This window comes from Alteromonas sp. KUL106, from assembly GCF_009811415.1.
Classification (GTDB): Bacteria; Pseudomonadota; Gammaproteobacteria; order Enterobacterales; family Alteromonadaceae; genus Alteromonas.
This window is the reverse complement of the sequence record NZ_BLIG01000046.1, coordinates 89,511-108,438: the sequence shown is the minus strand read 5'-3', so window position 1 is coordinate 108,438 and position 18,928 is coordinate 89,511. Positions and strand designations below refer to the sequence as shown.

General features: G+C 46.2%; 13 protein-coding genes. 7 read left to right on the top strand and 6 right to left on the bottom strand.

The features are described 5' to 3' along the window. Positions 1-11: 11 nt before the first annotated feature. Positions 12-2,489 (bottom strand): S8 family serine peptidase, encoded by a 2,478-nt coding sequence (locus GVO63_RS15910; protein WP_159581220.1) that lies wholly within the window; start codon positions 2,487-2,489, stop codon positions 12-14. A 586-nt stretch (positions 2,490-3,075) separates the two neighbouring features. Here GVO63_RS15910 and GVO63_RS15905 point away from each other — a divergent pair. From GVO63_RS15905 to GVO63_RS15890, 4 genes are all read left to right on the top strand, one after another. After that, positions 3,076-4,128 carry an aldo/keto reductase gene (locus GVO63_RS15905; RefSeq protein WP_159581218.1) on the top strand — a complete coding sequence of 351 codons (1,053 nt, stop codon included), beginning with the start codon at positions 3,076-3,078 and terminating at the stop codon, positions 4,126-4,128. Positions 4,129-4,806: 678 nt separating this feature from the next. Then, positions 4,807-5,991: a hypothetical protein gene (locus GVO63_RS15900; protein WP_159581216.1), complete on the top strand. Its 1,185-nt coding sequence runs from the start codon at positions 4,807-4,809 to the stop codon at positions 5,989-5,991. A gap of 227 nt (positions 5,992-6,218) precedes the next feature. Further along, positions 6,219-8,165: an acetate--CoA ligase gene (acs, locus tag GVO63_RS15895; protein WP_159494719.1), complete on the top strand. Its 1,947-nt coding sequence runs from the start codon at positions 6,219-6,221 to the stop codon at positions 8,163-8,165. An 18-nt stretch (positions 8,166-8,183) separates the two neighbouring features. After that, a complete protein-coding gene (locus GVO63_RS15890) occupies positions 8,184-8,828 on the top strand; it encodes a response regulator transcription factor (RefSeq protein ID WP_159494718.1) in 645 nt (214 codons plus the stop codon). On the opposite strand, the gene GVO63_RS15885 is transcribed toward GVO63_RS15890, so the two are convergent. The 4 genes from GVO63_RS15885 to rimK form a co-directional block, all read right to left on the bottom strand. Next, on the bottom strand, positions 8,788-9,729 hold the full coding sequence (locus GVO63_RS15885; protein ID WP_236552181.1) for an amino acid ABC transporter substrate-binding protein: 942 nt from the start codon (positions 9,727-9,729) through the stop codon (positions 8,788-8,790). The two genes, GVO63_RS15890 and GVO63_RS15885, sit on opposite strands and share 41 nt — an antisense overlap. Before the next feature lie 106 nt (positions 9,730-9,835). Next, the gene (locus GVO63_RS15880; protein WP_159494717.1) at positions 9,836-10,270 is read right to left on the bottom strand and encodes a RimK/LysX family protein; all 435 of its coding nucleotides are present in this window, start codon (positions 10,268-10,270) and stop codon (positions 9,836-9,838) included. Positions 10,271-10,287: 17 nt separating this feature from the next. Further along, the gene (locus GVO63_RS15875; RefSeq protein WP_159494716.1) at positions 10,288-11,319 is read right to left on the bottom strand and encodes a succinylglutamate desuccinylase/aspartoacylase family protein; all 1,032 of its coding nucleotides are present in this window, start codon (positions 11,317-11,319) and stop codon (positions 10,288-10,290) included. Positions 11,320-11,365: 46 nt separating this feature from the next. Beyond that, positions 11,366-12,271 (bottom strand): 30S ribosomal protein S6--L-glutamate ligase, encoded by a 906-nt coding sequence (gene rimK / locus GVO63_RS15870; RefSeq protein ID WP_159494715.1) that lies wholly within the window; start codon positions 12,269-12,271, stop codon positions 11,366-11,368. Between the two features lie 272 nt (positions 12,272-12,543). On the opposite strand from rimK, the gene GVO63_RS15865 reads away from it, so the two are divergent. Next, a complete protein-coding gene (locus GVO63_RS15865) occupies positions 12,544-13,167 on the top strand; it encodes a mechanosensitive ion channel family protein (protein ID WP_159494714.1) in 624 nt (207 codons plus the stop codon). A gap of 45 nt (positions 13,168-13,212) precedes the next feature. On the opposite strand, the gene GVO63_RS15860 is transcribed toward GVO63_RS15865, so the two are convergent. Further along, positions 13,213-16,656: a PAS-domain containing protein gene (locus GVO63_RS15860; protein WP_159581212.1), complete on the bottom strand. Its 3,444-nt coding sequence runs from the start codon at positions 16,654-16,656 to the stop codon at positions 13,213-13,215. Positions 16,657-16,912: 256 nt separating this feature from the next. On the opposite strand from GVO63_RS15860, the gene GVO63_RS15855 reads away from it, so the two are divergent. Together GVO63_RS15855 and GVO63_RS15850 are read left to right on the top strand one after the other, a co-directional pair. Beyond that, a complete protein-coding gene (locus tag GVO63_RS15855) occupies positions 16,913-17,179 on the top strand; it encodes a DUF4212 domain-containing protein (protein WP_159494712.1) in 267 nt (88 codons plus the stop codon). A 3-nt stretch (positions 17,180-17,182) separates the two neighbouring features. Further along, on the top strand, positions 17,183-18,889 hold the full coding sequence (locus GVO63_RS15850; protein ID WP_159494711.1) for a sodium:solute symporter family protein: 1,707 nt from the start codon (positions 17,183-17,185) through the stop codon (positions 18,887-18,889). The last annotated feature ends 39 nt before the right edge of the window (positions 18,890-18,928 follow it).

Sequence of the window (18,928 nt, the reverse complement as noted above, 5' to 3'; positions counted from 1 at the left end):
GGTTTGCGATTTTATTCAAAGTACTGAACAAAGAAGCGCGATGCTAACACAGCGTAATGTGCTCTGGTTATCACGGTATCTGGTGCAAAGCTCGCGGTAATCGTTGGCATAATGCTGAATGGACCTTGCTCTACACCAAACTCAGCATTTATCAGCGACAAGGTAAGCGCAAGTTGTACGTAACCTTTCATGTCAGCTGGAATGCTGTCTTGGTCCTCTAGCACAATTTGCTCGCCATTATAGTCAACAACGATGTCGGCATTAGGGTCGAAGCTAAGGGCTACTTCTTCAAGGCCCAGCATTTGTACAAGGGAGTAAGCAATGTCGAGTTTTGTTACGCTTGCAAACGGGTCTGCGCTTCCATCGACGCTTCTTAGTACGGGCGCTTGGGTGCGAAGCTTATCTTTAAGTGCGCCACCTTTTACCATGACAGACTCGATAAATGCTTTGTCAAACCCTGGTACTGAACCTATGTCAGGGCGTGCTTCATTAAGTAAATCTCGGTATTGTCTTACCGCGCCGCCCATTACAGCATAGCGAGCAAAGTCTTTACGCTTTAAACGTGCATCTGGCGAGAAACCACGACTGTTTATAGCGTCCATTAGGCGCTCGCTTACCGCAAATTCAATGGCATTTTGCTGAGGATGGCCTTCAATATCGTCCATACCCTCGAAGCCGCCACTATTTTCAAACGATACCGTTACGTTGAATGTTTCCGGGAGACCTGGGCCGTTAGTTAAACCCAGTGGATCCGCTTCTACACCAGAAAGCGACGTTAGACCAAACACATATACGCCCCACGTACCGGGCATCGCTGGTGCGGCAACGCGCATGGTTGTTGTCAGTACTGGCGTAGTCAGGTTACCGCGATACTCGGTACCGTCAGGTGCTACAAGAACGAGTTTGGTTAAGTTCGCGAGGCTGTCGGCAGACGCCTTAACCAGTACTTCTTCCGTTCCCACTTCAAATGTAGCGACTTCAGGCGCACCCACAGGTGAGTAAAACACGTCAAAGTTTTCTACACGGTCACTGGTAGTCACGAGAGCATTGGCTTTAAAGCTCTTTGTTTCAAGGTTATTAACAGTAACCTTGTGGTCCATATCTTCATTTAGTGCAGCGGCAACAGCTGAGCGCGCATTAACATAGCCCGCGCCTACTTCCCAACGTTCATAACCAGGCATGTTTGTCGCCGTTTCTTGAAGTAAACGCTTGATTGTTAGGTTATCAAGATTCGGGTTTGCCTCTAACATGAGAGCAATAATGCCTGAAACATGTGGGGTTGCCATAGATGTGCCGGAAATCATGGTATAGAAAGGCAGGTTTTGGGGCTCAATCGCATCGAGGTCGGCATCTCCACCATTTGCTGCTGCATTTAACACTGCGCGAGTGGATATAATGTCTACGCCAGGGGCAACGATCGATACTTCGTTGTTGTATGTCCATTCGGTACCATCAGGCATAGTAAAGTCGCCAGACTCGCTCTTAAGACCACGTGAAGAGAAATCGGCGAGCTTACCAAATTTGTCTCCCGCGCCTACCGAAATTCCCCAAGGAATTTGTGCATAAGGGTTATGTGAATCTTCACCCGGACCACTATTTCCTGCCGCGAACACACTGATCATACCCATAGTGTGAGCCTTGTAGCTTGCCAGTGACACAGGACCAAGTGGTTCATACTTACCGCTTGAACCCCATGAATTGCTGATGACTTTGATAGGGTTGTCGAAGGTGTATTGCTTACTGATGGCGTAGTCAAAGCCGCCGATAGTATCAAGAAGCAGTACCGCTGCACCTGAGCCATAGCCGATAATATCAGCGTCTGGTGCCGCACCACGGTGCTTACCGCCAGACATTGCTCCGTTACCGGCAATAGTGCCTGTCACGTGGGTTCCGTGCCCTGAGTTTAAATCTGTATTGACTTGGTTTGAAAGGGTAGGGCCTGTTACGCCAACAATAGATAAGGCACCTGGGTTCAATAGAGCTTGTACGTTTTCAACCACAGTGTCGCCAAAGAAATGGTCTTGATGAGATGCATCAATCCCAGAATCAATTACTAAGACGGTTGAGCCTTTACCGGTAAATTCAATGTTGTTTCGCGATGCGAATGCTTCGCCCTGCAAATCTGCTACACCAGTGAGCTCACGTGCGTCGGCATTAAACAACTTCATTTCGCGGTTTGCAAACACCGAGCGCACACCGTCGAATTGTGCGATAGCTTCAATTTGTGCTTTTGTGGCCACAACACCGATGATGGGAAGGTTTTTAAATTGGACACCTTCTGTAATACCCAAGTTCAACAGCTGGGTTATTTGTGATTCAGCAAGTGGTGACATCTGGTCGTAGGTTACAACCGCCATTAATGATTCTGTAGGGGACAGCGATACCAGCTTATCGGCCATCTGAGAGCCAATGTATGCGTCAGCAAGGGTTTGTGCCGACGGGCTTGCTAGCATTGCAGCAGCTAACGTAGATAGGGCGAACTTCTTCATATTCTTCTCCAAATTCGTGAGGCTGCGGTTTTCTTTGGTACTACAGAGAATATTGTCTTCAATATTATCATCAGCACTGTCGAACGCGTTGTGTATGCCTGAGAGCCAGCCATATAGAGTAACGCGGCGTTTGTCGAGTTACGTCATCGCAGCAAAGTACGCACTAATAGTGGCTGTTAAAATCGCGGTAGAACATAGGGGTTTCACCCTAATTGAACGATAAGAACTCCAACTACGTAAATGTCACTTACGCATTGCTACGCCAACGTTTGTCGTGTTAATTCTGTTACTGAACACGCGTTTTACGACATATCACCGTACATTTGTTAGCTTTCTAATTTTCGTTTATTACTGTGAGTGTCAGTATTCATTTGTATATATTGGAAAGCTGAACGCTGTCCGCCAGCTTGCGAAAAGAAGGGTCGAGTCAAATGAACATTATGAGGCACGGCTAGCAAGACGATAAGCCGAGCTGATCAATAAGAAAGCCTCGCTGCTCGTAACGTGGAGCGTAAGACAGGTATGTTTTCTTAAGCGGTCAGCTTATTATTGCATTAAAAAGGTATTAGCCAGGGTAGAAGCAAAAATGAAGTTTAACCGCTTAGGAAATAGTGACTTACAGGTATCAGATGTTTGTTTAGGTACCATGACATGGGGTATTCAAAATACCCAGCAAGACGCAGACGAACAAATAGCGTACGCTCTAGATAAAGGCGTAAATTTTGTAGACACCGCTGAAATGTATCCGGTGCCTCCTAACGCAGATACCTATGGCGATACTGAGCGCATTATAGGCAACTGGATTTCGCGAAACCAAGCGAAGCGCGCTGACATTATCTTAATGACCAAAATTGCTGGCAGTGGACTGAAATATATTCGCAATGCTGGGCCGATTACATCAGGCGCGATTGCCAATGCTTTGACATACTCGCTAGAACGTTTAAAAACGGATTACATCGATGTTTATCAGCTTCACTGGCCGAATAGGGTAACGCCACATTTCGGTAAACACTGGCCAGATGGCGCCAACCCTACCAAAACTAATCGAGAAAAAGAGTTGGATGGCATGCGCGATATCTTGATAGGAATAAAGCGTGCGTTAGACGAAGGCAAAATACGACACTGGGGGCTGTCAGATGATACGCCGTGGGGTATTCACGCTTTTCTTATGCTCTGTAAAGAGCTTGATATGCCGCTGCCTGTTTCAATTCAAAACGAGTTCAGTTTACTGCACGCGAAAGACTGGCCATATTTGATTGAAATGTGTGAACTGGAAAATATCGCGTACCTACCTTGGTCACCCTTAGCAACGGGGATGCTAAGTGGCAAGTATCAAAATGGTGCGCGACCAGAAGGAAGCCGGTGGACGTTGGCACAGCGCATGGGACTTTTTAGAGATAAAGCCCCTGCGCAGGCCGCCACCGCTGAATATATGAAAATTGCTGAAAAAGCCGGGATTACGCCTTCTCAACTTGCTCTTGCGTGGTGTAAACAGGTCCCCGGCGTGACGTCTACCATCATAGGCGCAACAACAATGCCTCAGCTAAAGGAGAACATTGAAGCGTTTGATATTTCACTCTCAAGTGAGACATTGGAGGACATTCACAACGTGTTTAGGCAATATCCTCTGGGCTTTTAAACACGATTGCTTGCTTAAATGAACGGGCGGGGCGTAGTCAATGCGCCTCGTTACGCGTGAGTGAAACGCATGTCGTTTTTTGCTCTTTTACGTATGAACGTGTGCGTATTGTGTCAATGATTACCCTTCAGTTTGTTCAAATTCGCGTGTTAGAAAAAACACAGTTCGGGCGCCAACGGCGCTTGTTAATCCAGCCCATGCAAGGCTTTCCTTTCTGTCCAAATATCAAGTAATTAGTCATATTAAATGTCAGCATCTGTTACCGAAAAGAAAATTTATGGCGCAGCATAGGTTGGTGAACTATTCTTCATGGGTCTAAAAAACGGTTTAACAAATATTGCCAGTAAACCGGTTGATAAGAGACGTGGATGGGGTTAGGTAGCCAGAGAGTGACGTTTTGGGCAAATATACAAAACCGAGTTCTTTCTAATTTGTTAATGCTAAGGTCGTAGAAACCAGTGGAAAAGGCCGCATCTTCATAAGACTTTGGTCGCACCAAGCCATATATAACGGGTATTTTTTGGTTTTTTATCTCACAATTGTGTTGTTTAAAAAATGTTAAGTTTTCGTTAGCGGGTTGAGGGTGAGACAGGCTATTTGCTACCTAATGATTCCCACTAAAGAAGAATAATTCAAACAGCTAAAGCTGTTATTGTTGATAAAAATTGGGAGAATCACATGTTAAAACGAATTGCAGCATCGTGCGCATTGGTATTTGTAAACACCCCTGTCGATGCCTTTGAATTTAGTTTCAAGGGTATGATTAAACCTGAAGTTATCATGTCGAATGGTGGGGTAGCCAGCTATGGCAGTGCCTACAGTCATGTAGCGCCAACCAACGCGCTTCGCACAGATGTTTTCGGCGGTGCACCATCAACGGAGCAGGAAACTAACTATCTAGAATCAGAGTCAACATCATTTCAAGCGGCCCAATCTCGTTTTTCTTTAAATATGAAACACGACAATATTCGTGCTGTTTTAGAATTTGACTTTATTGATGGTGAAGATGGGTTTACTAACCAAACCGCAATACAAGCACAAGAACCGAGACTCAGATTAGCAACCCTTTACTACGACTACTCTGACAACCTTACGTTGTTTGGTGGCCAAAAGTGGTCGACTGCAGCAGGTATTAAATCGAGTGGAAGTTACAACTGGATAGGAAATGCGTTCCGTGCAGGTAACACGGGCTTCTTAGCAATGGAAGTCGGTGCAACCTATAAAATAGATGACGTTACTATTACCGGTGCGCTTACTGGTAAAGGGCGAAATGCGACGGCAAACGGTATTAACGCTAACGAACTAGGCAGTATGCCGGGCCTTGCGATAGACGTAAACTATAAATTCTCAGGGCACACTGTGGGCTTTGCAGGGCACTTTGCGACATTAAACTATGAAGATGAGCCGGGTTTTGCTGGAGGTGAAAACCAAGATGCCAACCTGATGAAAGTGTACACGACCTTGAATTTCGGTGACGTAAGCTTCAACGCTGAGTATTACTCTGGTGAAGCGCTGAACAACCAAAATGCATTAGGTATTGCCCCTGCGGCAAGGCTAAGTGGAGGTCAAATCAGAGAGAGTTTCAGCGAGAGCGGCTTCTTTACTTTTGTAAACTGGAAAATGGGCCCTAAGCAAAACATCCGAGTGGGTTACGCCAGCGCATCTGTAGATTCAGACGATCGCGGTAGGCTCTCACTCACAGAACTTAACAAAAACACAACCGCATACATTAACTATGGCTATGCTGTGACAAGCAGTTTGACGGCGTTCGCGGAATATACGCATTTCGATACAGAATACGGCGTTGACTTTGAAAGCTTTAATGCATCAGTAGGTCGCGCGGGTGTAGTGTTCAAGTTCTAGCCCTTGAATTAAATGACAATCTGGCGCGCTCCTTACTATATGGTGAGGACGCGTCTTACGCCCTTACGTTAGCCTTTCTTATACCGAGTAATCCAATATTAAATGCGTCGACCTGTCAGCATTAGGTGAATGGCTAAGACCAAAGTCTCATTTTGCTTTGTGGTTGAATGGCTAGAGTGTTTGACCATACAACAAGAATTTTACATTATTGATATTGGAGGCCATAAATGAGTGCCAGCAAGACTTATCCTGTACCCGAGAACATTCTTCAGTCTACGCATCTCAATGCATCGCAATACGAGGCAATGTATAAGCAATCAATAGCGTCGCCAGAAACGTTCTGGGCGGAACATTCCTCTATCCTCGAGTGGTATCAAAAGCCCACCAAAATTAAAAATACGGTATTTGGTGAGAACGATGTTTCAATTAAATGGTTTGAAGATGGCGAGCTAAACGTCAGCTACAACTGTATCGACCGCCACTTGGCCAAGAACGCCACTAAAGTCGCCTTTCACTGGGAAGGTGATTCGCCAGAAGATAGTCAAGATATCACATACCAACAAGTGCACTATGAAGTGTGTAAGTTAGCAAATGCGCTTAAAGGTATGGGGGTCGAAAAAGGTGATCGTGTGGCTATTTACATGCCAATGGTGCCTGAAGCGGCCTACGCTATGTTGGCGTGTGCTCGCATTGGTGCGGTTCACTCGGTGATTTTTGGTGGTTTCTCACCGAATGCGATTGCTGATCGTATCAACGACAGTAGCGCAAAAGTTGTGATCACTGCCGATGAAGGACGCCGTGCGGGTAGAAGTATTCCGCTAAAAGCCAATGTGGATAAAGCGCTAGCAAACGGCGCGTGCCCATCTATCACACATGTTTTAGTTCATAAACTCACCGGTGGCGAGATCGATTGGAATGCGCAACACGACGTATGGTGGCATGATGCTATCGACGGCATGTCAGGTCAGTGCGAACCTGAAGTGATGAACGCTGAAGATCCGCTTTTCATTCTCTATACGTCAGGTTCAACGGGCACACCAAAAGGTGTTGTTCATACGACCGGTGGCTATTTGCTGTATTCTGCAATGACCTTTAAATATGCGTTTGATTACAAAGAAGACGATGTTTATTGGTGCACAGCTGATGTGGGCTGGATAACAGGTCACAGCTATATGGTCTACGGGCCTATGGTTAACGCTGCGTCTCAAGTGTTTTTTGAAGGCGTACCTACTTATCCTGATGTGAAGCGTATTGCGCAGGTAGTAGAAAAATACAAAGTAAACAGTTTATATACTGCACCAACCGCAATTCGTGCGCTTATGGCTCATGGGGAAGTACCGGCAGAAGGCTGCGATTTGTCGTCGCTTCGTCTACTCGGTACCGTTGGTGAGCCAATTAACCCAGAAGCGTGGGAATGGTATCACCGCGTTATCGGAAAAGGACGCTGTCCTATCATCGATACGTGGTGGCAAACTGAAACCGGCGGCCATATGATTTTACCGCTGCCCGGTGCGACAGCGTTAAAGCCGGGGTCAGCAAGTCGTCCTTTCTTTGGTATTCAGCCTGCTCTTTTTGATGCGGATGGCAATGAGTTAGAGGGCGTGGCAGAGGGCAACCTTGTTATTAAAGACAGTTGGCCGAGCCAAGCCCGCACGGTTTACGGCGATCATCAGCGCTTTATTAATACGTATTTCAGCGCCTACAAAGGGGTTTATTTCACCGGTGACGGCGCGCGCTGTGACGAAGACGGTTACTATTGGATCACTGGGCGTGTCGATGATGTATTGAACGTATCAGGGCATCGCCTAGGTACGGCAGAAATCGAGAGTGCGCTGGTGGCTCACCCTAAAGTAGCTGAAGCGGCAGTTGTTGGTTTCCCTCACGATATCAAAGGGCAGGGGATCTATGTGTACGTTACGCCTAATGAGGGGGTAGAGGCCGACGAGGCACTCACTAAGGAACTCAAGGCATGGGTTCGTCAGGAACTCAGCCCTATTGCCACCCCTGATATGATTCAATGGTCGCGTGGTCTGCCGAAAACCCGCTCGGGTAAAATTATGCGTCGAATTTTACGTAAGATTGCTGCAAATGAGCATGAACAATTGGGCGACACATCCACGTTGGCGGATCCATCTGTTGTTGATACACTGATAGAGGAACGTCTTAATAAATAAGAACGAAGGACATAGACAATGATAACTCTTCTGATCGCTGATGATCATCCGCTGTATCGCGATGCACTGAGAGGCGCTTTGTCCTTGTCTCTGCCAGCCTTAACACTTAAAGAGGCTGGCGATTTACCGACGACAGTCGATATTCTCAATAACGAGGATATCGACTTGCTGTTGTTAGACCTGCATATGCCGGGCAGTAATGATTTGTTTGGTTTACTGCATATTCGCAAGCTCTTCCCTGAACTTCCTGTTGCTGTGGTTTCGGGCACAGAAGATACCATGCTGATTTCGAAAATTATCAGCGTTGGCGCGCTGGGCTTTATTCCTAAAACGGCAAGTGCTCAAGATATTGCTAATGCCGTAGAAGCCATTTTGGATGGTGATATATGGCTGCCCGATAATCTAAGTGAAAACGTCGATGAGGTTGATGAGGCTTTCTCTGAGCTCGCCGATAAAGTTGCGTCATTGACGCCTTCTCAATACAAAGTGTTGTGCTATATGCGAGACGGGTTGTTAAACAAACAAATAGGTTTCAATTTAGACATAGCGGAAGCCACTGTGAAAGCGCACGTGACGGCAATTTTCAAAAAACTTGGCATTAATAACCGTACTCAGGCGGTACTTATTGCTTCTCAGTTAGAACTGGAGCCACCGAGTCACTAGCGTCGGAGGGCTCCAACGTTTTGGTCGCGATAAATTCGGGTAGAAACTTTTCAAGTGCAATACGACTAGGTTCACTTAAAAACGGGTTCTCAATATTCAGTTCGGTACGCCCTTCCATCATTGACATGCCTTGGCGAAAACTATCTTGAGAGAGCAGCAGTTCCTGAAACTTTCCTGATTCAAACATCATCAGTAGCCCTTCAGCAATCCGGCTCGCTAACGCACTGTTATCACTTCTCACAAAGAAGAAGATGGGGCTGGGGTAGGAAATGATGAGGTTATCATCAATGGCAAGTCCCCGCGTCAGCGTTTTATCTCCAAATTCTTCTTGGATTTCCATTACGCTACGCGGAAATATGTCGGCAAATCCTTCGGAGACAATACGAAAAGAGGCGCGGTACGTAGTTTCTAAAACCGGAAGGTTATTAGCGCGGAATATTTTAGTGTCAGGCCAGTCATAGCCTAAAACTGCTCTAAATGATTTGAGTTCTTCAAGTGTTTTGACCTGTTCAAAACGCGTATCTCCCTCTTTTATAAAGAGCGCGCGCTTGCCAAAAAGGCCGGCCATTATAGGTATGCGAATAGGAAGAAACTGTCGTTCGCGCTCAATTGAGGTCACGCTCCAAGTTACATCTAACAAGTTGTGTTCAAGACTCCGTAATTGGCGCTCTTGCGCCGATTCTTGACCGCTCACAATAATGTTAAAGGTACCGTATTGAGGTTGTGTTATTAAAAGCGCTTCATTAAGTAAAGCCTTGGCATATTCGTAAATGCTATCTCTTCCAGGATGGACATTCGGTAAGCGAATTAGAGTATGAGGTAAGTCTGCGCTCACTTCTTTAGTCAGTTGCTCCGCCGCGTTAACACTGAAAAGTGAAAATACGCTTATCAGTAGCAACACTATGCCTCGCTTTTTTGCCCTAACGTCCATATAGTCTAATTCATGCGATTGACGCACGCCTTTTAGGAAGATACTTCATGATTGCTCAAGTTAGAATTCGTTTATTTTAATCTTTCCCCGTAAGCAGAAAGTCATATTCCGGGTCCACAATAAATTGTCCGCTCATCGCTTCGCGGCCCAGAAGCATGAGGTACGTCATTTCTGACCGATCGGTAAGCGTTAACTGAATATCCCACTGATACCCATCCATGATTATAGGCGTAATTATCACATAGCGCCTCTCACGTGTCGCTGTTGAGCTTTTTACTCGCTTCTGACCTTCTACACGGGCTTCTCTGCGCACAACACGATCTACGTTGTGAATATCAGGATGGATATCAAACTTAATCCACAGTTCATCGTTTTGCTCAAACTCCTCAATATTATCTACGTGTAGTGAAGAGGTTGCCGCTCCCGTATCCACGCGCACATTTAAGTCCGTAATTGCAAGCTTTGGTAAATCGCAAAGCTCTACGGCTCCGACAATTTTCTTATTGTTCATCAGTTTCTCTACCAATTTTATAAAATAGGGGTCTGCTCTGGTGGCAATAAATTATCCTGTAATAGTTCTACGTGTTCTGCGACCGTGTCTGGCTCTGAAAAATATGCAATGTGATAAACCGCTTCGCCTTCTTGCGTAAGCGGTATGTTCTGTTTGCCAATCACAACGCCCTCTGCTGGGCTCTCTAAACTGTCCAAATAATTGCCAAACGGGTCAGCAATAATGGCCAGCTTATCGCCTTTCGCAACATGATCGCCCAACTGTGCCAAATGTGTCACAAAGCCACTCTCAGGCGCGCGAACCCAGCCACTTTGTCTGGCAATAAAGCGCTCAATGTTATGCCCTTTAGTTCGGCTTTTATTGAGCATACCTAAGTGGCGCATGGTGTTTATGATACCTCTTACGCCTGCACGAATAGAAAACTCGTCGTAGCGTAATGCTTGCCCTGCTTCGTAAAGTAATATTTTAACGCCGCTTTCGCTTGCCGCCTCTCGCAAAGATCCATCTCGTAGCTCTGCATTTAATAAGACAGGAACACCAAATGCTTTTGCCATTTCAAGTACTTCTTCGTCGTCTAAATCTGCGCGAATTTGAGGCAGGTTACTTCTGTGAATGGCACCTGTATGCAGGTCAATGCCCACGTCGCATTTACTCACGACTTCCTTGAAAAATAAATTCGCCAAGCGCCCCGCCAATGAGCCCTTTTTACTACCCGGGAAACTGCGGTTCAGGTCCCGTCTGTCAGGTAAATAACGAGATTGGTTGAGTACACCGTAAACATTAACCATGGGAACAGCAATAAGTGTCCCTCTTAAACGTTCAATCGCTTTTGAGCGGATGAGTCGGCCCACAATTTCTATCCCATTTAGCTCATCACCGTGAATAGCTGCGCTGACAAACAGAGTTGGGCCTGGCCGTTTTCCCCGTTTAACGTAAACAGGTATGCTCATATTGGTCGCCGTGTATAACGGCGGCATTTCTAGCTCAATCTTTTTCGTTTCGCCAGGAGCAATTTTCTCACCCCCAATTGTTAAAACATTATTTACCACTAACGTTTCCCATATCTAGGTTTCAGTGTAGCAACGGTTAAAGGGACTAGCCTCTGCCACGGGTTTTTGTTTTATGCGGCTCAGCGCTTTTTTCGATAAACTCGATGATCATACTTGCTACATCTTTGTGGGTGGCCTTCTCGATGCCTTCTAAGCCGGGAGAGGAGTTTACTTCCATCACAACTGGACCATTATTTGAGCGCAAAATGTCCACGCCACAACAGTTAAGTCCCATGGTTTTAGCCGCATCTACTGCTGTTTTACGTTCAGCTGGGCTTAAACGGACCACACTTGCCTGCCCCCCGCGATGTAGGTTAGACCGGAATTCACCCGGTGCTGCTTGGCGCTTCATGGCAGCTACAACCTTCCCGCCAACCACAAAGCAGCGAATATCGGCGCCGCCTGCTTCTTTTATGAACTCTTGTACCAGTATGCTGGCATTTAACCCCATGAAAGCTTCAATGATGGACTCGGCAGCCTTTTGTGTATCGGCGAGTACAACACCGATTCCCTGCGTGCCTTCAAGTAGTTTTATCACTACGGGGGCACCGCCTACGGTCTTGATAACATCATCAATTTTGTCAGGATGGTGAGCAAAGCCCGTTCTAGGCATGCCAATGCCTTTGCGCGAGAGCAGTTGCAACGAGCGAAGCTTGTCTCTTGAGCGACTTATTGCAACAGATTCGTTAAGGCTGTAAGTGCCCATCATTTCAAATTGACGCACGACCGATGTGCCATAAAAGCTAACTGAAGCGCCGATTCGAGGAATTACAGCATCGTAATAAGGAAGTTTTTTTCCGTGATATCGTACAGAGGGGCGCGCACTTGTGATATCCATGTAGCAATGCATGGTGTCGATAACGTCAACTTCATGCCCGCGAGCCTGCCCGGCTTCGACTAAGCGAGACGTAGAGTAAAGACGTGGATTTCTGGAAAGTATTGCGATGCGCATTATAAAAAGCCTGTAGTTTGAATTTGTTTTGTCGTTTAATCGACATGTCTTTTAACACGTTAGAACGCGAATATGAATTAGACAAGTCATTTTTGCGCGCATAGTAATTTATGTAGTAAAGAGAGTCTTACGAATATTTCTTGTTGTGGCGATTGCTTTTAATGCATGAACTTGTCTCTTATTCACGTTAGCATTAGCGAGCGTGGGCGATTGTTTGCAAAAGCCCGCAGGTTAAGTGTGGTGAAATTGTAAATGAGTGAGGATTCAGATTGATGAATGAGTGGTGGCATACGTTTTTGGCGTGGTTGACTCAGTACCAGTCAAATGTCGTGTGGAGTGGTTTGGCTTTGCTGTTTTATTTGGCATTGTCTCGAAAGCTATTGCCAAAATTGGAAACCAATATTGAAAAGTCCAAGCTTAAATCCAGCAGTGCGCTAAAGGGGTTATTCGCCGCACGCGTTATTGTTGCCACAGCAACCGTGGCCTTACTGTTGCTTGCATGGGGCATTGATTTCTCAGGTCTCTTAGTGCTTTCAACGTCTATTATCACCGTAACTGGCGTCGCACTCTTCGCAAGCTGGTCGCTTATCAGTAACATCACCGCGTACTTTATACTACTTACCAATGTGGCGTATCGCAGAGGGAACTATGTACGTATTCTCGACGGCGATAACTATATTGAAGGGGTAATCGCTGATTTAGGGCCTTTCAGCACCCGATTAGTCACCACAGACCGTGAAACCTTGATGTACCCAAACAATTTAATTCTGACTCGACCTGTGTTGCTAAACCCTAAACAAAAATGGGGTTCTATGGGGAAAGTCGTGGCGAAAACGAGTGTTGAAGCCTCTGCGGCGAAAACCGACGGAAGCAAACCCCACGAGGAGCTGCTCTAGTCGGCTTATGCCTTTGAAAATAATTGGGCATGAAGCAAACTGGCGCTACACGTTTTTCGCTTCCCTGATATAGCGTGTCATACTCTGAAGCAAGGCCCGTAACTTTGCGGGCTTAAGCGGTTTCGCTAAGAAATTAACGCCCTGCGCTTTGCATTGTGTTACCAAGCTTTCATCCGGCGTGGCGGTGATTAAAGCCGCCGGCATCACAATGTTTAACCTATGTCTAATTTCTTCAATAAGTGCCAAGCCATTTTTTTCCATGTCGTGACTGAGTTGATAGTCCATTAGTAAAATTTGAGGCTGAATGGTCTCACATATTTTTAGGGCGTCCTCCCAGTTGTTCGCCAGTACCACATTAATTCCCCACTTCTGCAAAAGCGTTTGCATCGCATCTAGATTTTCTCTTTGGTCGTCCACGCACAGGACATCCATGCCAGTAAACGTGGTAGATCGCGGTTTGGTTGCCTCGTTTAACACTTCTTTAGATTCAGCTTTCTCAAGAGTAAACGTGAAACAGCTACCTTTACCTATTTGCGACGTTACTTTTATATCGCTATTTAGCTGTAAACTTAATCGGCGTACTACGCCCAAGCCAAGCCCGATACCGTGCTCTTTACTCTCGTTGGCGCGGAAGAAATCACCGAAAATACTGTCTTTTTTATCACTGGATATCCCAATTCCGGTATCGAGTATTTTAAAGTGAACGGTGTTCTTAATGGGTTTAACAACGAACAGCACTCTTCCTTTTTCTGTGTATTTCACCGCATTTGACAGCAAGTTTTGTGTTATTCGATAAAGGTACGTTTTATCTGCTCTTACCCAGCAAGGGCGTATGACTGCTTTAAAACCCAATCCTTTTTCTTTTGCGCCCATAGCCATTTCATCCACAAGAGGAGAAAGAAGATCGCGAACATCAATAGATTCAAAATCGGGCTTCATTTCACCTTGATCTAAGCGGGCAATATCTAAGAGAGTCCCAATAAGCGTCTCGCTTGAGGTAACGCTGTGCCCAAGTTTTTTAATAATGGCGTGGGCTGATTCTGAGAGGTCTTGCTCTTCTAGTGCGCTCACATAAAGTTTGGCTGCATTCAGTGGTTGCAACACGTCATGACTGGCCAAAGCAAGAAAGCGCGTTTTACTTGCGTTTGCATCTTCAGCCGCTTTTCTTGCTCTTATGAGTTCTTTTTCTGCTTCCGAGCGTCGCTCAATTTCAAGACGCAATTCAGCGTTGATAGAATGCACTTCTTCGGTACGTTTTTTGATCCGAGCCTCAAGGTCAATGTTTGACTCTTCAAGCGCTTGCTGTATTTCGACGTGCCCGGTTATATCGTTGAAACTGGTTACGAAGCCCCCACCGGGTAGTGGGTTGCCCACCATTTCAATAACTCGGCCGTCTTTGCGTTGACGGGTAAAGCGGTGGGGCATGCCTGAGCGCAAATGGCCAAGGCGCTTTTCAACTTCGCCATCCACATTATCGGTACCAAACTCCCCCTGAGAGGCGTTGTAACGAATGAGTTTTTCAATGGGGGTGCCGACAGCGAGTAAGTTATCCGGGTAGGTATACAGATTGGCATATCGCTTGTTCCATGCCACCAGATTCAGGTGTTTATCAACAACGCTAATGCCCTGGTCCATATTTTCAAGCGATGTTAAGAGCGCAGTCATGTTAAATTGCATGGCTTGCGTAGTGTCGTCAAAGAAGTTGATCACTTCAGTAAAGTCCATTTTTTTACCACGCAGGGCGCTGTCCAGTAGCACTTTGGCACTTGATGCCCCTATAACTCCTCCCAGAGCGCGCTCACAAAAAGATAAAAACGACTCGTCTGGGGTATTTTCGTGTTTTAAATGGCAATGATTTAACTGCTGGTATTGTCCAAGCAATTGTTCACAACGACCCGTGCCCATAAACGTCGAGAGTAGGGTGACAAGGTCTGATACGGTTACACTCGTGGCTTGCGTTTTAACCGTATTGTTGTTGGATATGGCCGGAGAAACAAAGGCTTCAGCTTGTATACGGTCGATAAGACGTTGGGGCGCAAAGTGTGAAAAGAGTACGTAGACAATGCTGTTTGCCGCCAAGCTAATCATAGCACCTTGGCTAATAAGTTCATTTTGCTCCATCTGGGAAACTTGTTCGCTGACAATGGGAAGTACCAGCCATAGCACCCAGATAACCAACCCAACCATCAGCCCAGCATACACCCCGTGAGCATGAGCTCGCTTCCAGTAGAGCCCGCCAACAATGGCGGGCATGAGCTGTATAACCAAAGAGAATGCAATTAAGCCAATAGAGTGAAGCGAACGACTACTTGTCATCTGCTGGTGGTACAAAAATGCCATCAGCAAGATAAAGGCAATGACAACTCTGCGGATTACGCGAATTTTTTTCGAGACGTCTTTTTTGTCGTCAGTACTTCCAGTAAACGCCAAAATGCGAGGCAAAATCACATCGTTGGTTAACATGGTGCTGAGTGTTAACGTTGCTACGATAATCATGGCCGTAGCCGCAGAAAGCCCGCCCACAAATACAATGACCTGGAGCAAGACTGATTCAGAAAACATCGCTAATGACAGGACATACGAGTCAGGCTCTATGCCTTGTTCAGCAAAAATTGATTTACCGGCAATGGCAATAACCGGGATCACCGCAGAAATTATGGCGAGGTATAAGGGGAAGAGCCAGCGTGCCGTTTTTAAGTGCCCCAAGCTTAAGTTATCGATAATCGCAACGTGAAACTGCCTAGGTAAACAGACAATAGCGGCGGCAGCCATAATCGTCTGTGCAATGAAGCTAAACGAACCAAATTGGGCCAGCGCGATTTCGTTAGTGAAGCTTTCGAAAAACGGCCCAGACTGTGAGCGTTTCCAGGTACTGTAACCAACGAATGCAACAAGCACCAGCGCCAACAATTTAATGGTCGATTCAAAAGCAATTGCGAGCATTAGACCACGGCGGTACTCGGTGACATCTGTCTGCCGCGTACCAAAATAAATGGCGAAAGCCGCGATAAAACCGGTTGCAGTAATGATAATGCCGTTGCTATGAGGTTGTTGTGTGAGTAGCTGAAAGGTGGCGCCCACCGCTTTTAGCTGAAGCGCAATGTAGGGAATAGTGGCAAGTAGCGCGATAAGTGTAACCACAAGCGCAACAGTTTGGCGTTTGCCGTAGCGCGAGGCAATGAAATCAGAAATGGTAGTAATGTGTTGCTTCTTGCTGACGAAGGTGAGCTTATAAATAAACTTGTAACCTAAGGTATAGACAAGAATAGGCCCCAGCATGATTGGAAGATAAATCCACGTGTCTCTGCTTGCTTGACCTACCATACCGAAGAACGTCCACGCGGTGCAGTATATGGCTAAGGCTAATGAATAAATCGCAGGGTGAGACGTAAGCGCTCGGGCGGTGGGCGAGTTTTTCTCTCCCCAACTCGCGAGTGAAAACAGCAAGAAGAGATAGAGAACAGCAAGTGTGACCCAACCAAAAACCATAAGATTCCTTTAACGTGGTTTTAACAATATTGTTGTTATTATAATCATTTCGACAATAGTCTACCTACGACCATGGTCTCATTTTGAATTTCACCTTCCAGGTCTAGAGTAATACCCAGCCTCCTAAATGCTTGACTTTGCTGCTTGTGATGATCTTCGGGGAATCGCTATTTTAGCAGCAACAACGTGAGTAAAGCCGGGCGTTAGGAATATGTAAAATCATAACAATCAATTAACCTGGTGTGAGGGTGAAACTATGGCATTTAGAAACGAAGATGATAAGAGAGCGTATTGGAGCGAAAACCTCGCTCTACTCGCTAAGCTCTTAGTCATTTGGTTTATCGTATCATTTGGCGCCGGCATTATCTTTGTCGATATCTTAAATGAAATCCAATTTTTTGGCTTTAAATTAGGCTTCTGGTTTGCACAACAGGGCTCTATTTACGTATTTGTTGCATTGATCTTTGTCTACATGGCGAAGATGAACGCCATGGACAAACGCTACGGCGTAGATGAGGAGTAAATCATGGACGTTCAAATGTTAACGTTTATTATTGTTGGCGCGTCATTTGCGCTCTACATCGCAATTGCAATTTGGGCTCGCGCAGGCTCGACAAACGATTTCTATGTTGCTGGTGGCGGCGTACCTCCAGTCATGAATGGTATGGCTACTGCAGCAGATTGGATGTCGGCAGCATCGTTTATTTCGATGGCAGGTCTCATCTCGTTTATGGGTTATGACGGCGCCGTTTACCTGATGGGATGGACGGGCGGCTATGTGCTATTAGCGCTGTGTTTAGCGCCTTACCTACGTAAATTCGGTAAATTCACGGTGCCTGATTTTATTGGTGACCGTTACTACTCACAAACTGCACGTACGGTTGCCGTATTCTGTGCAATCTTTGTTTGCTTCACCTATGTCGCTGGCCAGATGCGTGGTGTAGGGGTTGTATTCAGTCGCTTCTTAGAAGTCGATATTGTAGCAGGCGTAGTAATCGGTATGGTTATTGTGTTCTTCTACACTGTGCTTGGCGGCATGAAAGGTATTACCTATACCCAGGTCGCGCAATACTGCGTCATGATTTTCGCCTATATCGTACCCGCGGTATTCATCTCTATGATGGTCACAGGTCACATTCTGCCGCAAACCGGATTTGGGGCTACCCTTGCAGATGGTTCGGGGATGCACATGCTGCAAAAACTCGACAATTTGTCCGTCGAACTTGGTTTTAACGAATACACATCAGGTACAAAAAGTACCATAGACGTATTCTTTATTACGTTCGCGCTGATGGTAGGGACTGCTGGTCTTCCTCACGTCATTGTTCGCTTTTTCACTGTACCTAAAGTTCATGATGCGCGTAAATCTGCTGGTTATGCATTGGCATTCATCGCAATCTTGTATACCACAGCACCTTCGCTTGCGGCATTCGCTCGCGTAAACATGATTGAAACCATCAATGGTTCAGAGATGACGGGTACAAGCTATGAAGAAGCGCCGTCGTGGATTAAAAATTGGGAACAAACCGGGCTTATCGTTTTTGAAGACAAAAATGGCGATGGCAAGATGTTCTATTCGGGTGATGAACGCAACGAGATGAAGGTTGACCGCGACATCATGGTATTAGCCAACCCAGAAATTGCGAACCTACCCGCATGGGTAATAGCGCTGGTGGCAGCCGGTGGTGTGGCAGCAGCCCTGTCCACATCTGCGGGCTTACTGCTGGTTATTTCAACATCGGTGTCACACGATTTGTTGAAGCGAAACTTTATGCCTAACATCACTGATAAAGCGGAGCTTATGTATGCACGGCTTGCAGCGGGGGTCGCAATTGTTATCGCAGGCTACTTCGGTATCAATCCGCCCGGCTTCGTAGCGCAGGTGGTGGCTTTTGCCTTCGGCTTAGCGGCTTCCAGTTTCTTCCCTGCTATTATTATGGGTATCTTTAGCAAGCGAATGAATGATAAAGGTGCAATTGCGGGGATGATTTCAGGTATAGCGTTTACGGCGGCTTACATTATTTACTTCAAATTTGTAAACCCCGCGGCTAATACGCCTGACAACTGGTGGTTCGGTATCTCACCTGAAGGTATCGGTACTTTGGGTATGATGGTTAACTTTATCGTGGCTTTCCTTGTGTTCAAAGCGACCGATGAAGCGCCTGAAGAAATCCAAGAGCTAGTTGAAAGTATTCGCTATCCAAAAGGCGCAGGAGAAGCTTCAGCTCACTAACCTGACGCAGCCTTAAGATAGGCGATAGCTAAATGAAAC

What these genes read in the sequence shown, in the direction of transcription:
- GVO63_RS15860 (WP_159581212.1), bottom strand. Translation starts at nt 16,656, where the DNA reads ATGGTTTTTGGTTGGGTCACACTTGCTGTTCTCTATCTCTTCTTGCTG.
- GVO63_RS15910 (WP_159581220.1), bottom strand. Translation starts at nt 2,489, where the DNA reads ATGAAGAAGTTCGCCCTATCTACGTTAGCTGCTGCAATGCTAGCAAGC.
- GVO63_RS15855 (WP_159494712.1), top strand. Translation starts at nt 16,913, where the DNA reads ATGGCATTTAGAAACGAAGATGATAAGAGAGCGTATTGGAGCGAAAAC.
- GVO63_RS15865 (WP_159494714.1), top strand. Translation starts at nt 12,544, where the DNA reads ATGAATGAGTGGTGGCATACGTTTTTGGCGTGGTTGACTCAGTACCAG.
- GVO63_RS15890 (WP_159494718.1), top strand. Translation starts at nt 8,184, where the DNA reads ATGATAACTCTTCTGATCGCTGATGATCATCCGCTGTATCGCGATGCA.
- GVO63_RS15900 (WP_159581216.1), top strand. Translation starts at nt 4,807, where the DNA reads ATGTTAAAACGAATTGCAGCATCGTGCGCATTGGTATTTGTAAACACC.
- GVO63_RS15850 (WP_159494711.1), top strand. Translation starts at nt 17,183, where the DNA reads ATGGACGTTCAAATGTTAACGTTTATTATTGTTGGCGCGTCATTTGCG.
- acs (WP_159494719.1), top strand. Translation starts at nt 6,219, where the DNA reads ATGAGTGCCAGCAAGACTTATCCTGTACCCGAGAACATTCTTCAGTCT.
- GVO63_RS15905 (WP_159581218.1), top strand. Translation starts at nt 3,076, where the DNA reads ATGAAGTTTAACCGCTTAGGAAATAGTGACTTACAGGTATCAGATGTT.
- rimK (WP_159494715.1), bottom strand. Translation starts at nt 12,271, where the DNA reads ATGCGCATCGCAATACTTTCCAGAAATCCACGTCTTTACTCTACGTCT.
- GVO63_RS15880 (WP_159494717.1), bottom strand. Translation starts at nt 10,270, where the DNA reads ATGAACAATAAGAAAATTGTCGGAGCCGTAGAGCTTTGCGATTTACCA.